A 14,061-nucleotide genomic window follows, 5' to 3' on the forward strand; every position below is an offset into this window, starting at 1 on the left:
CGGCCGCGTGTCAGCGGCGTGGCCGGGCCCGCAGGTACTGCGCCGGCCAGTAGTCGATGTCGTCGCCCAGCTCAGCGGCGGCACGGAGGGCGAAGTGCGGATCGCGCAGCCACTCGCGTCCGGCCATGACTGCGTCGGCTTCGCCGTCGGCGAGGATGCGCTCGGCGTGCGCGGCGTCTTCGATGAGTCCGACCGCACTGACCGGCAGCCCGGTCTCGCGGCGCACATGCGCGGCGAACGGCACCTGGTATCCCGGAGCGAGGGCGATTTGCTGGTGGGCGACCAGGCCGCCGCTGGAGATGTCGATGAGGTCGGCTCCGTGCTCTCCCGCCCAGCGGGCGACGGTCGTGGTCTGTGCGAGATCCCAGCCGCCCTCAGCCCAGTCGGTGGCCGACAGGCGCACGAAGATCGTGGCATCGGGCACCTCGGCGCGCACGGCGTCGACGACGCGCAGCAGCAGACGGGCGCGGTTCGCCAGACTGCCGCCGTACTCGTCATCGCGCCGGTTCGACAGCGGCGAGAGGAACTGGTGCAGCAGGTATCCGTGCGCGCCGTGCAGCTCGAGCACCTCGAAGCCGGCGTCGTGGGCGCGGCGTGCGGCCGTGGCGAAGTCGGCGACCACCGCGTCGATACCGGCAGCATCGAGTGCGACCGGTGTGTCGAACCCGTCGAAGGCGATCGCCGAGGGCGCGGCGGTGGTCCATCCGCCGGCGGAGGCAGGCACCGATCCGTTGTGCGGGGCGAACGGCGGCCACGTCGAGGCCTTGCGTCCCGCGTGCGCCAGCTGAATGCCGGCGACGGCACCGCGTCGGCGGATGGCCGCGGCGATGGGAGCCCAGGCGTCGCGCTGCGCGTCGTTCCACAGCCCGGTGTCGTCGGGTGAGATGCGACCGGCGGGGTGGACGGCGGTCGCCTCGGCAACCACCAGCCCCGCCCCGCCCGAGGCGAACTGTGCGAGGTGCACGTGATGCCACTCCTGCGGCATCCCCTCGTCGGCGCTGTACTGGCACATCGGCGAGACCCACAGGCGGTTGCGCATGGTCGTGCCGCGAAGAGTCAGAGGGCGGAAGAGGGCGCTCATCGGGATGCTCCGGGTAGGGTGTGGCCATGGCAGAGCCGGTGACCTGGACAGCCGCCGAGGCGGCGGAGTTTCTGCACGTGCCAACCGCCGACGATGACAAGTATTCCCGGGGCGTGGTGGGGCTTCAAACCGGCTCGGATGCCTACCCGGGTGCGGCGGTGCTCGGCGTCGAGGCCGCATGGCGCACCGGTGTCGGGATGGTGCGCTACCTGGGGCCCGCGCACGGGCTCGTGATGGCCCGGCGCCCCGAGACGGTGACCGCGCAGGGCAGGGTGCAGGCCTGGGTGGTCGGATCGGGAATGGATGCCGCGGCGCGAACGGATGCCGTCACCCGCGCGCTGCACGAGGTGTTGGTGGGGGCGCTGCCGGTCGTCGTCGACGCCGGCGCGCTCGATCAGGCGGTGGGGGCTGCGGCGCCGATCGTGGTCACACCGCACGCACGCGAGCACGAGGCGCTGCGAAAGGCTCTGGGCCTGGGCGAGTCGAGTGGCGGTCGTGTCGCGGCCGCACACGAGACCGCGGCGGCACTGGGGGGAGTCGTGCTGCTCAAAGGCGCGGAGACGATAGTGACGACGCCGTCGGGCTGGACGGCGCGGATCGCATCGGGCACACCGTGGCTGGCGACAGCAGGCACCGGCGACGTGCTCGGCGGAGTGTTGGGCGCCGTGATCGCCGGCGCGCAGGCGCGGGCCGAGGCGCGCGGGGGAGGGCTGGATGTCGAGGACCTCGGGCCCTTGGCCGCGACAGCGGCGTGGCTGCACGGGCGCGCCGGTGTGGTGGCGGCGCTGCGCGCCGGGCACGGACGTCCCGGGCCGATCGCCGCGCTGGACGTGGCCGGGGCGCTGCCCGAGGTGGTGGCCGGGGCACTGCGCGCCTGACCCCGCCCCGCCCCCGCCCCGCCGCCCCGCTCTCCCCGAGTTGTCCCCGGGTTGCGCGAGTTGTCCCCGCGTTGCGCGAGTTGTCCTCGCGTTGCGTGACTTGTCCCCGCGTTGCGTGACTTGTCCTTGGGTTGCGCGAGTTGTCCTTGGGTTGCGTGACTTGTCCTCGGGTTGCACGAGTTGTCCTTGGGTTGCGCGAGTTGTCCTTGGGTTGCGTGACTTGTCCTCGGGTTGCACGAGTTGTCCTTGGGTTGCGTGACTTGTCCTCGGGTTGCACGAGTTGTCCTCGGAGCGGGAGGGGACAACTCGGGGCAACAACTGGGCAACTCGGGCATCAACGGGACAACTCGGGCAACAACGGGACAACTCGGGCAACGACGGGACAACTCGGGCAACAACGGGACAACTCGCGCAACGCGGGGACAACTCGCGGGGCGGGGACACAGGGGTCCCCGCTTAGGATGTCGGGGTGGCGAGACGAACGTGGTTGTGGACGGCGTTCGTCATCGTGCACGTGGGTGTCGCCATCCTCGGCTGGGTCATGCCTAATCAGCCGATGGGCGACGTCTACCTGGTGTACGAACCCTGGTCGACCGCGGCGCTGAACGGAGCCGGGATCGTCGGCATCACCGAGGCGTGGGTGTACCCCCAGCTCGCGCTGATTCCCATGGTGCTCGCCCACGGCGTCGCGTGGATCGCCGGGTACATCGTGGGCTGGGCGATTCTCGTCATCGTGTGCGACGCCCTCGCGTTCTGGCTGCTGGTCGGCCGGGCCACCTCGCGCGGTCGCCGCGTGGCCGCCTGGTTCTGGCTCGTCGCCCTTGCGTGCCTCGGCCCGATCGCCCTCTACCGCATCGATGCGATCACGATTCCGCTCGCGATTGCGGGATGCCTGTGGCTGGTCGGACGTCCCTGGTTAGGGTCGATCCTCCTGGCGGTGGCGACCTGGATCAAAGTGTGGCCCGCGGCCATCATGGCCGCCGCCGTCATTGCTCTGCGCCGCCGCTTGGCCGTCATCGGTGGGGCGGTCGTCATCTCCGCACTCACCCTCGCGGCCGTCGCCGCCGCCGGCGGCGCCGCGTACGCGTTCGGGTTCATCGGCGATCAGACCGGACGCGATCTGCAGCTCGAGGCTCCGGTGAGCACCTTCTACCTGTGGCGCGCGGTCGCCCACATCGAGGGATCGTTCATCTTCTACAACCAAGACATGCTCACCTTCCAGGTCACCGGCCCCAACGTCGATGTCGTGATAGCTCTCATGACGCCACTGCTGTTCCTCGCCATCGCTGCGGTCGCGTTCCTGGGCGCCGTGAAAGCCTGGCGCGGGGCATCCTTCGCCCGCTTGTTCCCCGCACTCTCGCTCGCTCTGGTGACGGCGTTCATCGTGTTCAACAAGGTCGGCTCTCCCCAGTACTTCACGTGGATCATCGTCCCCGTGCTCCTCGGACTGGTCATCGAACGGCGGCGCTGGTGGGGCCCGGCCGCCCTGGTGCTCGTCATCGCGGCGCTCACGCAGATCGTCTACCCGATGACCTACGACGGCCTTCTGCAGGCGCATGCGTTCCCCGCGGCGGTGCTGACCGCGCGCAACGCTCTCACGGTCGTGCTCTTCGTGTGGGGTGTTGTGCGGGTCGCGCGGATTCCACGAAGGATGCCGCGCCCCGCGCACGCCCGGATCATGTCAGGTCGCACGCAATCAGGTGCACTCGGCTGAGGCACGGTCAGGGGGGAACCCCGACATGCCCGAGAATAGAACGGTCGACTGACGAGGAGACCACGTGACCGCCACTGCCCCCGCGCGCCCTCGAGCCCGTTCGTCCGCCCTGGCGATCGCCGCCGTGGTGTTCCTCGCGCTGATAGCGGGGCTCATCGGCGGGGTGCTGATAGCTCTGTCGCAGGTGGACTACACCGGGTACACCGAGCGCACGACGGCGACGGTGACCGACATCGTGACGAAAACAGGCGGCGGCACGGGGCACCACGGGGTCACGACTCACACCTATTACCTCGACTTCGAGGCCGACGGGCAGACGTTCACCCATGAACGGCTGCAGGGCGTCACCACCGGGACGGTGCAGATCGGTGACACGATCGAGCTCGCTTATCCGCCGGGGCAGCCGCACAAGGCCGTGACCGTAGACACGACGCACGCCTCCACCAGTCTGTTCGAGCTGCTGTTCGGAATCGGGCTTCTGGTACTCGGGGCGGGTGGGCTGCTCGCAGCGCTGCTGTGGGCCGTGCGCTCACACCGCAAGAAGAGACTCTCGGCCGAGGTGACTTCCGATGCCGCCCTGGTCGCTCCGCCGACTCCCATCGATCCCCGCCTGCTCCCGGTGCCGTGGCCCTGGGAACAGGTCGTTGCGCACCTCGCTCACGCGGCCGAGGACCAGCCGTTCTCGGTGGCGCCGCGCGCTGACGGTTCCGTCGAGGTGACCCACGCGGTCGCCGATGCACGCTGGTTCACCCTTCTGCGTGCACACGATCTGACCTCGACGTTCGTGTGCCGGCTGCATCCGCGCAGTCCGGGCAGATACGCGCGTACCGACACGCTGTACGACGTCGAGTGGGCTGCGGGCGTCGGTGGACTGCGCGCGACAGGACGGGTGCAAGCCGGCCGTGTGTGGTCGTTCCAGCGACGGGTCGACTATGGGTTCGGCGCCGACGGAGCGTTCGGCCGGCAGGTCGACGTGACGTTCTCGTCGTCGGATGTGCCGCGGTGGATCGACGCGGCTCTTTCGTCGTCAGGGTGGAAATCGGCGCTGGACGCTCAATCGCGCTGGGGCCTGGTCGGCGTCGGGATCGGCGGTGTCGCGGTGGTGGTGGCCGTCATCCTGGCCATCCTCACCGCGATTTGACGCGCGGACGCATCTCGCCCCAAACGCGGTAGCGTCGAAGAATGCTCATTGCGTTCTCCGTCGCTCCCAGCGGCACCGGCCGATCGGACGGATCCGTCCATGACGCCGTCGCCGCGGCCATCCGTGTCGTTCGCGAGTCGGGCCTGCCGCACCGCACCACCTCGATGTTCACCGAGATCGAGGGGCCCGACTGGGACACCGTGATGGATGTCGTCAAGCGCGCCACCGAGGCAGTTCTGCCTTTCGGTTCGCGAGTGTCGCTCGTGCTGAAAGCAGACATCCGCCCCGGTTACACCGGCGAGATCGACGCGAAACTCGAGCGGCTCGACAAGGCACTCGACGAGACCGAATGAGCGACGGCGCGCTGCCCCTGGCGGGCACCGCTGTGCTGCTGCGCGACGGTGTCGACGGGCTCGAGGTGCTCATGATCGAGCGCCCCGATCGCGGCTCGTTCGCCGGCGCGTGGGTGTTCCCCGGCGGCGGTGTGGAACCCGCCGACATCGTCGGCGACGAGGTCGAGGACGCCCGGCGCGCGGCCGCCCGCGAGACGGCCGAAGAAGTCGGCCTGCACATCGATCCCGCCGACCTCGTGGCACACAGCCGCTGGACGCCGCCGGTGACACCGCCGGCCGGGGCTCCGAAACGCGTGCGCACCTGGTTCTATCTCGGCTCGGGCGATAGCACCGAGCTTGTGTTGTCCGAAGCAGAAGTGGTCACCGCGTCGTGGGTGCGCCCGGGAGCCATGCTGACGCGCCACGGCCGAGGAGAGATCCGCCTGTACCCGCCGACCTGGGTGAGTCTGCACGGGCTCACGGCACACCACGATGTCGCTGCGGCCCTGGTTGCCGCCCGCAGGCACCCTCCCGCTGAGTTCGCCTCGGTGCGACGCGGACGCATCTTTCTGTGGGAGCCGGATGCTGCACACGACGAATCCGTGGAACTCGGGGCATCCGGCCCCCGCCATCGCCTGCACACCGACGCCCTGCCGTGGCGGTATGAGGTCTCTGCGTGATGCGCCCCTTCGGCGACCTCGTCGCCGAAGCGGCTGCGGCATCCGTCGACGGGTGGGACTTTGCGCGGGCACGCCGTTCACGGCGCACTCGAGCGGGCATCTGTTCGAGATGCGCCGCCCCGTTCAGGACTCGAGCAGTCGCCGCAGGTGATGGCCGACCAGGTCGGTCTCGATGAGGAATCCGTCGTGGCCGAAGTCGCTGGTCAGCACGACGGCTTCGTTGCCGTCGAGGGTGTTCGGGATGCCTCGGGCGATGCGATGCTGCCCGTCGATGGGGAAGAGCCGGTCGGTGTCGATGCCCAGCACCAGGGTCGTGGCCGTCACGCGCGCGAGGGCGTCTTCGATGCCGCCGCGGCCACGGCCCACGTCGTGCGAGTCCATGGCCTCGACCAGCCGGATGTAGCTGTTCGCGTCGAACCGGCGGGTGAACTTGTTTCCGTGGAAATCGAGGTACGACTCCACCGCGAACCGCCCGTCGTCACCGAGTGGTGAGACTCCCGACTGCCAGGAGCGGCTGAAGCGCATGTTCAGCTCTGCCGGGCTGCGGTAGTTCAACAGGGCCATGCGTCGGGCCAGGGCCAGGCCTCGGTGCGGCCCGTTGCCGTCGCCGGAGTCGTAGTAGTCGCCGCCGGCGAAGTGCGGGTCGATCTGGATGGCCTCCAGCTGCACCGAGTTCAGGGCTATCTGATCGGCGGTGTTGAACGGGGGAGAAGAGAGCACGCCCAACCGTGCGACGCGATCGGGGGACGAGATCGCCCACTCCAGCGCGTGCATGCCGCCCATCGAGCCGCCGACGATGCCCGCCCAGCGTTCGATGCCGAGCTCGTCGGTGAGTCGCTGCTGGGCGGCGACCTGATCGCGGATCGTCAGGTACGGAAAGCGCGCACCCCACTCTCGGCCGGTGGGGCCGATGCTGGCGGGGCCGGTCGAACCCTGGCATCCCCCCAACATGTTCGGCGCTAACACGAACCAGCGATCGGTGTCGATGGGGCATCCGGGCCCGACGATGTCTTCCCACCATCCGGCGGTGGGATGCCCCGGACCGGCCGGTCCGCGCACGTGGCTGTCGCCGGTGAGCGCATGCAGTACGAGCACGGCGTTGTCGCGGGCGTCGTTGAGTTCGCCCCAGGACTCGTACGCGAGGCGCACGAATGGCAGCTCGGCGCCGTTCTCGGTGCGGAAAGCGCCGATGCCGACGAATTCGCGGGCGCCGGGACGATCACCATCGCGCCAGGCGCCCGTGGCCGGAGGGCGCCCGAGCAGGGACCGGGCATCGGCCTCGGTCACCGGTGCACTGGGCACGGTGTCTTCCGAGGTCTGCTGCCAATCCATTCCTCCATTCTCCCGTGTCGGCCGGGGCCGGATCGGCCTGTTACGGTGACGGGTCGCGCGCTCGCCCACCTCACGGCGGTGGAACGGGCATGTCGGAGGCACCCCGTACGCTTCCCGCATGGACGCCACGATGGAGTATCTGATGGCCGGCGACCCCGCGATCCGCTGGCAGACCATGCGAGATCTGCTCGACGCGCCGGCAGACGAGGTCGCCGCCGAGCGCGCGCGGGTCGCGCGCGAAGGGTGGGGCGCACGGCTCCTCGATGAGCAGGCCGCCGACGGACTGTGGGACGGCGGCGTGTACCGCCCCGGCTGGGCCGACGAGACGCGACCGATGTACGACGCCTGGACGGCGACGCACTTCAGCATGCAACAGCTTGTGGACTTCGGAGTCGACCCTGACGACCCGCGGGTGCGCGAGGCGGTGGCCCGGGTGCGTGACCGGGTGCGGTGGGACACCATCGACCGACCGTACTTCGCGGGCGAGACCGAGCCGTGCATCAACGGCGTGGTGCTCACCGTCGGCGCCTACTTCGGTGAGTCCGACGATCGCGCGGTCGAGCCGTTGCTTGCCGGCCAGCTGGCCGATGGAGGCTGGAACTGCTGGGCAGAGTACGGCGCGAAGGTCGCTTCACTGCATTCGACGATCTGCGTGCTGGAAGGCCTATGGGACTGGGAGCAGGCGACGGGCGGGACGGATGCCGCGCGCCGGGCCCGCCGCGCGGGGGAAGAGTATCTGCTGGAGCGCCGGTTGTTCCGTCGGCGCAGCACGGGCGAGATCATCGATCCGCGGTTCACGATGGCTTCGTACCCGGTGCGGTGGTACTACGACGTGCTGCGCGCGCTCGATTACCTGCGCCGCGCGCGCGGCGACCGCGACGAACGCTGTGCGGAGGCGGTCGAGCTGATCCGCAAAAAGCGGCACGACGACGGACTGTGGCTGCTGGAGAACACCCATGAGGGTCCGATCCTCTTCGAGCTGGAACAGCCCAGAGAGGGCGCGCCCAGTCGATGGGTCACGCTTCGCGCACTGCGAGTGCTGCGATGGTGGAACGCGTGAGCCCGCTCAGGCACCGCGGTGCTCTCGCGCGGTCGTGGGGTGAGCCCACGCAGCGGGCGAGTCGAATCGAGCATGGATGTCGCTCCCGCTACCTGCGGCACCCCGGTGCCCGCGGCATCCCGCGCCGGAAACGGCCGATGCCCTGGTCCGATCCGCGTGAGCAGGTCGGGCCAGGGCATCCGGTCCCTGAGGAGGTCTTCAGACGCGTGCGGCCTCGCGCACCTCGTGGGCCGCCGCCAGCGCCTGGGAGAGGTCCTCCTTGAGGTCCTCCACATTCTCCAGGCCCACTGACAAGCGCACCAGTCCGGGGGTGACGCCGCTGGACAGCTGCTCCTCGGGAGACAGCTGCGAGTGCGTGGTGGATGCCGGGTGGATGACCAGCGAGCGCACGTCGCCGATGTTGGCCAGGTGGCTGAACAGCTTGAGGTTGTCGACGAACGCGCGGCCGGCGTCCACGCCGCCCTTCAGCTCGAACGAGAGCACCGCGCCGGCGCCCTTGGGCACGTACTTGTTGGCGTTGGCGTACCACGGCGAGCTGGGCAGGCCGGCGTAGCTGACCGAGGCGACGTCATCGCGCGCCTCAAGCCATTCGGCGATCTCCTGCGTGTTCTGCACGTGGCGTTCGATGCGCAGCGACAGGGTCTCGATGCCCTGGATCAGCTGCCAAGCGCTGTTCGGCGAGATCGCCGGGCCGATGTCGCGCAGCAGCTGCACGCGGGCCTTGATGATGTAGGCGATGCCGTCGCCGAGCACACCCGAGTAGCTGACCCCGTGGTACGAGGGGTCGGGCTCGGTGAGGCCCGGGAACTTGTCGGCGTTCTGCGACCAGGCGAACTTTCCGCCGTCGACGATGGCGCCGGCGATGACGGTGCCATGACCGCCGAGGAACTTCGTGGCCGCGTGAATCACGATGTCGGCGCCGAACTCGAACGGACGCAGCAGATACGGGGTCGCGATCGTGTTGTCGACGATCAGCGGAACGCCGTTGGCATGGGCGATGTCGGCGACGGCCTCGATGTCGAGCACGTTGATCTTCGGGTTGCCGATGGTCTCGGCGAAGAACAGCTTCGTGTTGGGCTGCACGGCCGAGCGCCAGGCGTCGGCGTCGTCCTGGTCTTCGACGAACGTGGTGTGGATGCCGAGCTTGTCCAGCGTGTAGCGCAGCAGGTTGTACGTGCCGCCGTAGATGGCCGACGAGGCGACGATGTGGTCGCCGGCACTGGCGATGTTGAGGATCGCCAGGGTCGCCGCCGACATCCCCGACGCGGTCAGGAGGGCGCCGGTGCCCCCTTCGAGCGCGGCGAGCCGCTGCTCGACGACATCCTGCGTGGGGTTCTGGATGCGGGTGTAGATATTGCCGGTCTCGGCGAGCGAGAACAGGTTGCCCGCGTGCTCGGTGTCGCGGAACACATACGAGGTGGTCTGGTAGATCGGAGTGGCGCGGGCGCCGGTGACCGGGTCGGGCTGCGCGCCGGCGTGGATCTGCGCCGTTTCGAAGCGCCAGTTCTCGGGTGCGGACATGGAATCTCCTCGGGTTGGATGCCACCGCGACCCCCGCGCGGCTTCTTCGAGGGTACGGATGCCGCATCTTGTCAACAACGCCGGGGAAATGTGACGTAACCTCCTGTGGCGGGCGGACGGTACCGTGGATCCATGACCAGACGCGCAGTTGTCACGGGAGCCAGCTCAGGAATCGGACGTGCCACCGTGGACGCCCTGCGGGCGTCGGGGTGGGATGTCGTCGCGGTCGCACGTCGCGCGGAACGGCTCGCGCAGGTGGAGGAAGAGACCGGTGCGGCGGCGTTCGCGGCCGATCTGACTCGTCAGCAGGATGTCGACGCACTCGCCGGATGGCTCGGTGAGACCGGGACCGTGGACGCCCTCATCCACGTGGCCGGCGGCGCGCGCGGTACCGATCGCGTCGAAGACGGCAAGCCCGAGGACTGGCAGTGGATGTTCGACGCGAACGTCATGTCGGCGCAACGGGTCGTGGCCGCCCTGCTTCCGCAGCTGCGGCGGGCCGCGGCATCCACCGGCCATGCCGACACGGTGTTCGTGACCTCGACGGCCGCGCAAGGCGCCTATCCGGGAGGGGCCGGCTACAACGCTGCGAAGGCGGGCGAGTCGATGCTGGCGCACGCCCTGCGTCTGGAGCTGAACGGTGAGCCGATCCGGGTCGTCGAGATCGCCCCCGGAATGGTGCGCACCGACGAGTTCACCCTCAACCGTCTCGGAGGCGACCAGGCCGCCGCCGAGAGGGTGTACCAGGGGGTCGAAGCGCCCCTGACCGCGGCCGATGTCGCCGATGTCATTGCGTACGCAGTCAACACACCCGGCCACGTGAACCTCGACCTGATCACCATGCGCCCGGTCGCGCAGTCGGCGCAGCATCTGCTCGCGCGGGGGCCGCTCGAAGTCCGCGACTGAGGCGACGGGGGCTCGACCCGCGCAGCACGGCGATCGGCTCTGCGCAACCCGGTTGCGTGACGCCGCCGGCGGCGTAGCGTGGCGCGTACGAACCGGCTTGGTGTCGGCGCACCCACCCGGCACCGGCCTCGAGCAGGGAGGTGTGCGATGCCTCGTCAGAGGCGAGATCCGACGAAAGTGACATCTCAGCCCGCTCTCACCAGCTCGAACGGACGCCGCTGGCTCGTCTGGGGCGGCATCCTCGGGATCGTCGTGCTGGTGGTACTGGGCTTTCTTGTGCCGGTGGAGCCGGTCATCGCACTGGTCGGCTGCGCGCTGGTCGTGCTGCTCTACATCGCCATGGTCGCGGTGCGCATCACCGTGCGCCCCGTGCGGGCGCGCCTTCTCACCCTCGCCTGGCTGCTGGGCACGATGGCCGTTGTCGCGCTCGTGTGCATCCTGCTGGTCGGCGCCACTGCGCGGCTGCACGCCGGATGACGGCGGATACGCTGGAGGCGTGGCGCTGACACTCCCCGAACTGGCCGAAGCCGGGTTGATCGATGATGGCTGGGCACGCGAACTGCTCCCCGTCGCCGGCGACATCGCGGCGATGGGTGACCGCCTGCGCGCAGAGGTGGCGGCAGGCCGACATTATCTGCCCGCCGGTGACCGGGTGCTGCGGGCGTTCTCGCGTCCGCTGTCCGAGGTCAAGGTGCTCATCGTCGGTCAGGATCCCTACCCGACGCCGGGGCATCCGATCGGTCTCTCGTTCGCGGTCGACCGGCATGTGCGCCCCCTGCCGCGCAGTCTGGCGAACATCTACCAAGAGCTCGAGGCCGATCTCGGCATTGCACGCGCCGCGCACGGCGACCTGTCGGCGTGGAGCGATCAGGGCGTCATGCTGCTGAACAGGGTGCTCACCGTGGCCCCCGGATCCCCGGCATCCCACCGCGGCTGGGGCTGGGAGAAAGTCACCGAGCATGCGATCCGGACGCTGGTGGCCCGAGGCGGCCCGCTCGTGGCGATTCTGTGGGGGAGGGATGCCGCGAACCTGCGGCCGTTGCTGGGTGACATTCCGATCATCGCGTCGGCGCATCCGTCGCCGCTGTCTGCGAGCCGCGGGTTCTTCGGCTCGCGCCCGTTCTCGCGCACGAACGAGCTGCTTGCGGCGCAGGGTGCCGAGCCCGTTGATTGGCGGCTGCCTGACTGACGGCGCCGCCGCCCTGGCGCGGCGCGACGCTCCGCACGGTGGCGCGCCCGCGCGGTGACGGCACCCGCGCCGCGGCGCGGCACCCCGCGCACGGTGGCGTGTCACAGTTGTGGTGGGCTCTGGTGTGGGAGGTCGCCCTTTGTGTGACGCGGTGGTGTGGTGTGTCACAGAAGGTGCGGGTTGTGCGCGGGGAAGTCGCCTGTTCTGTGACGCGCGTCGCGGGCTGGGGTTGCATGGGGCAGCAGCCGCGGCACCGGGCCGGCGACGGCACCGGCACCGGGCCGGCGACGGCACCAGCACTGCGGCGGCGGTGTCTGCACGGTGGCGCGGCACCCCGCGGCGCGGCGTCCCGTGCGAGGTGGCGTGTCACAGTTGTGGTGGGCTCTGGTGTGGGAGGTCGCCCTTTGTGTGACGCGGTGGTGTGGTGTGTCACGGGAGGTGCGGGTTGTGCGCGGGGAAGTCGCCTGTTCTGTGACACGCGTCGCGGGCTGGGGTTGCATGGGGCAGCAACCGCGGCACCGGGCCGGCGACGGCACCAGCACTGCGGCGACGGTGTCTGCACGGTGGCGCGGCACCCCGCGGCGCGGCGTCCCGCGCGAGGTGGCGTGTCACAGTTGTGGTGGGCTCTGGTGTGGGAGGTCGCCCTTTGTGTGACGCGGTGGTGTGGCGTGTCACAGAAGGTGCGGGTTGTGCGCGGGGAAGTCGCCTGTTCTGTGACACGCGTCGCCCGCGCTGGTTAAAGTCGCACGCTGGCCATTGCCGGGCCGCCGCCCCTCGGCACACGCCGCCGCCCCGCGGCACACGCCGCCGCCCCGCGGCACACGCCGCCGCCCCGGCTTCCCCGCTCAGCCCCCGGGCGTGTCCTGCCCCGTGCGCTCCTGCTCGAACGACTGCACCTCGGCGACAAGGTCGCGCCAGGGGCCGTGCAGGCTCGTCTCGGGCAGTTCGACACGGTGGTCGTCGTCGCCCAGCTGCGCATCGATGTGCCAGGTGAAACGGTCGGCACCGGCCGGGTCTGCGGCATCCGCGTCGTCCCACGGGCACTGGCGGATCAGCATGACCCAGCGCGGGCGCTCGGGCTCGGGCGGCTGCGCACTCCACTGCCGACGAATCCCGGCGAACCCGCCGGTGCGCACCACGGTGACCGAAACGATCGGCTGTTCAGTCTGCTCCATCCGAAAGCACGCCGACCTGCGTCCATGCGGCGCGGATGGCGGCGACCTCCTTCGCATCCTCACCGTACTCCGCTTCGGCGGTGGCGAGGGTGGCCTTCGCGAACGTCGCGAAGTCGGCACTGGTGGGCAGCGTTCCCGCGGTCACGGTCTTGTACCAGACCAGGCCCGCGCCCTCCCACGCCTTGCCGCCGATAGCGGTCGCCGCCAGGTAGAACGCGTGGTTCGGGATGCCGGAGTTGATGTGCACGCCGCCGTTGTCTTCGCTCGTCTGCACATAACCGGCCATCGTCGCCGGTTGCGGATCTTTGCCGAGCACATCGTCGTCGTACGCAGTGCCGGGAGCCTTCAGCGAGCGCAGCGCTGTGCCCTGCACCTGATCGGAGAAGATCCCCTCGCCGACCAGCCACGATGCCTCATCGGCGGTCTGTCCGAGGTGGTACTGCTCGGTGAGCACGCCGAAGACATCGGAGATCGACTCGTTGAGCGCGCCGGACTGTCCCTGATAGTCCAGGCCTCCACTGGCCTCGGTGACGCCGTGGGTGAGCTCGTGGGCGATGACGGTGATCGACCCGGTGAATCCGGTGAACACGTCGCCGTCGCCATCGCCGAACACCATGCGCTCGCCGTTCCAGAAGGCGTTGTCGTAGTCCTGCCCATAGTGCACCGTGGCATCCAACGGCAGTCCGTGCCCGTCGATCGAGTCGCGGTGATAGGCGTCCCAGTAGAAGTCGAACGTGACTCCCAGGCCGTCGAAAGCCTGGTTGACGGTCGCGTCGTCGACGGGCGGCTGTTCTTCGGTGCGCACGATGTCGCCCGGCAGCGTCTCGGTGTTGTGCGTGTCGGCGATCGTGCGGTCGGGGGAGGGCGAGGTCTCGGCCACCAGGGCATCGCCCTCGACGCTCAGCTGCAGGCGCACCCGCTGCGGTCGATACGTGCGCGGCGCGAGAAGAGTGCGATGCGCGGCCTGGGCGGCGTGGGCCAGGTGCGGCTTGTCGGTGGCGGCGACGCGGTCGAGCAGGAAAGGAGGGACGATCCCGAGGTTCATGACCCGA

At 69.8% G+C, this 14,061-nt stretch carries 14 protein-coding genes; 9 read left to right on the forward strand and 5 right to left on the reverse strand.

The annotated features are described in order from the left end of the window. Window positions 1-10 precede the first annotated feature (10 nt). Window positions 11-1,081, reverse strand: a complete 1,071-nt coding sequence (locus ET475_RS12290; RefSeq protein ID WP_129390588.1) for an NADH:flavin oxidoreductase/NADH oxidase — start codon at window positions 1,079-1,081, stop codon at window positions 11-13. 26 nt (window positions 1,082-1,107) lie between these two features. Here ET475_RS12290 and ET475_RS12295 point away from each other — a divergent pair, with 26 nt between their 5' ends. The 5 genes from ET475_RS12295 to ET475_RS12315 all read left to right on the forward strand — a co-directional run bounded on the left by ET475_RS12295 (window position 1,108) and on the right by ET475_RS12315 (window position 5,826). Beyond that, window positions 1,108-1,959: an ADP-dependent NAD(P)H-hydrate dehydratase gene (locus tag ET475_RS12295; protein WP_129390591.1), complete on the forward strand. Its 852-nt coding sequence runs from the start codon at window positions 1,108-1,110 to the stop codon at window positions 1,957-1,959. 469 nt (window positions 1,960-2,428) lie between these two features. Then, window positions 2,429-3,673, forward strand: a complete 1,245-nt coding sequence (locus ET475_RS12300) for a glycosyltransferase 87 family protein (RefSeq protein ID WP_242497625.1) — start codon at window positions 2,429-2,431, stop codon at window positions 3,671-3,673. Between the two features lie 64 nt (window positions 3,674-3,737). Then, window positions 3,738-4,814, forward strand: coding sequence for a DUF3592 domain-containing protein (locus ET475_RS12305; RefSeq protein ID WP_129390594.1), 1,077 nt, complete (start codon window positions 3,738-3,740; stop codon window positions 4,812-4,814). 41 nt (window positions 4,815-4,855) lie between these two features. Next, window positions 4,856-5,167, forward strand: coding sequence for a thiamine-binding protein (locus tag ET475_RS12310; RefSeq protein ID WP_129390597.1), 312 nt, complete (start codon window positions 4,856-4,858; stop codon window positions 5,165-5,167). Then, window positions 5,164-5,826 (forward strand): NUDIX domain-containing protein, encoded by a 663-nt coding sequence (locus tag ET475_RS12315; protein ID WP_129390600.1) that lies wholly within the window; start codon window positions 5,164-5,166, stop codon window positions 5,824-5,826. Before ET475_RS12310 ends, ET475_RS12315 begins: the two co-directional genes overlap by 4 nt. A 123-nt stretch (window positions 5,827-5,949) precedes the next feature. Here ET475_RS12315 and metX read toward each other — a convergent pair whose 3' ends face one another. Continuing rightward, window positions 5,950-7,158: a homoserine O-acetyltransferase MetX gene (gene metX, locus ET475_RS12320; RefSeq protein WP_129390604.1), complete on the reverse strand. Its 1,209-nt coding sequence runs from the start codon at window positions 7,156-7,158 to the stop codon at window positions 5,950-5,952. Between the two features lie 118 nt (window positions 7,159-7,276). On the opposite strand from metX, the gene ET475_RS12325 reads away from it, so the two are divergent. Then, complete coding sequence (locus ET475_RS12325) at window positions 7,277-8,218, forward strand: hypothetical protein (protein WP_129390607.1); 942 nt, start codon at window positions 7,277-7,279, stop codon at window positions 8,216-8,218. Window positions 8,219-8,416: 198 nt separating this feature from the next. Here the strand turns inward: ET475_RS12325 and ET475_RS12330 are convergent, their stop codons facing one another. After that, complete coding sequence (locus ET475_RS12330; RefSeq protein WP_129390611.1) at window positions 8,417-9,739, reverse strand: bifunctional o-acetylhomoserine/o-acetylserine sulfhydrylase; 1,323 nt, start codon at window positions 9,737-9,739, stop codon at window positions 8,417-8,419. A 132-nt stretch (window positions 9,740-9,871) separates the two neighbouring features. Between ET475_RS12330 and ET475_RS12335 the strand changes: the two genes are divergently transcribed. From ET475_RS12335 to ET475_RS12345, 3 genes are all read left to right on the forward strand, one after another. Beyond that, on the forward strand, window positions 9,872-10,645 hold the full coding sequence (locus ET475_RS12335; protein WP_129390614.1) for an SDR family oxidoreductase: 774 nt from the start codon (window positions 9,872-9,874) through the stop codon (window positions 10,643-10,645). A gap of 177 nt (window positions 10,646-10,822) precedes the next feature. Beyond that, window positions 10,823-11,122 carry a hypothetical protein gene (locus tag ET475_RS12340; RefSeq protein WP_129390617.1) on the forward strand — a complete coding sequence of 100 codons (300 nt, stop codon included), beginning with the start codon at window positions 10,823-10,825 and terminating at the stop codon, window positions 11,120-11,122. Window positions 11,123-11,141: 19 nt separating this feature from the next. Continuing rightward, window positions 11,142-11,834 carry a uracil-DNA glycosylase gene (locus ET475_RS12345; RefSeq protein WP_129390620.1) on the forward strand — a complete coding sequence of 231 codons (693 nt, stop codon included), beginning with the start codon at window positions 11,142-11,144 and terminating at the stop codon, window positions 11,832-11,834. An 845-nt stretch (window positions 11,835-12,679) separates the two neighbouring features. Here ET475_RS12345 and ET475_RS12350 read toward each other — a convergent pair. Continuing rightward, window positions 12,680-13,009 (reverse strand): protealysin inhibitor emfourin, encoded by a 330-nt coding sequence (locus ET475_RS12350; protein WP_129390623.1) that lies wholly within the window; start codon window positions 13,007-13,009, stop codon window positions 12,680-12,682. Continuing rightward, window positions 12,996-14,054, reverse strand: a complete 1,059-nt coding sequence (locus ET475_RS12355; RefSeq protein WP_129390626.1) for a M4 family metallopeptidase — start codon at window positions 14,052-14,054, stop codon at window positions 12,996-12,998. The genes ET475_RS12350 and ET475_RS12355 overlap by 14 nt, the downstream gene beginning before the upstream one ends. Between the last annotated feature and the right edge of the window lie 7 nt (window positions 14,055-14,061).

Origin of the sequence: Microbacterium protaetiae (genome assembly GCF_004135285.1) — a bacterium.
GTDB classification, from domain to species: Bacteria; Actinomycetota; Actinomycetes; order Actinomycetales; family Microbacteriaceae; genus Microbacterium; species Microbacterium protaetiae.

Coding starts and splice junctions, on each gene's coding strand:
- ET475_RS12335 (WP_129390614.1), top strand. CDS start 9,872: ATGACCAGACGCGCAGTTGTCACGGGAGCCAGCTCAGGAATCGGACGT.
- ET475_RS12310 (WP_129390597.1), top strand. CDS start 4,856: ATGCTCATTGCGTTCTCCGTCGCTCCCAGCGGCACCGGCCGATCGGAC.
- metX (WP_129390604.1), bottom strand. CDS start 7,158: ATGGATTGGCAGCAGACCTCGGAAGACACCGTGCCCAGTGCACCGGTG.
- ET475_RS12330 (WP_129390611.1), bottom strand. CDS start 9,739: ATGTCCGCACCCGAGAACTGGCGCTTCGAAACGGCGCAGATCCACGCC.
- ET475_RS12315 (WP_129390600.1), top strand. CDS start 5,164: ATGAGCGACGGCGCGCTGCCCCTGGCGGGCACCGCTGTGCTGCTGCGC.
- ET475_RS12290 (WP_129390588.1), bottom strand. CDS start 1,081: ATGAGCGCCCTCTTCCGCCCTCTGACTCTTCGCGGCACGACCATGCGC.
- ET475_RS12355 (WP_129390626.1), bottom strand. CDS start 14,054: ATGAACCTCGGGATCGTCCCTCCTTTCCTGCTCGACCGCGTCGCCGCC.
- ET475_RS12350 (WP_129390623.1), bottom strand. CDS start 13,009: ATGGAGCAGACTGAACAGCCGATCGTTTCGGTCACCGTGGTGCGCACC.
- ET475_RS12295 (WP_129390591.1), top strand. CDS start 1,108: ATGGCAGAGCCGGTGACCTGGACAGCCGCCGAGGCGGCGGAGTTTCTG.
- ET475_RS12325 (WP_129390607.1), top strand. CDS start 7,277: ATGGACGCCACGATGGAGTATCTGATGGCCGGCGACCCCGCGATCCGC.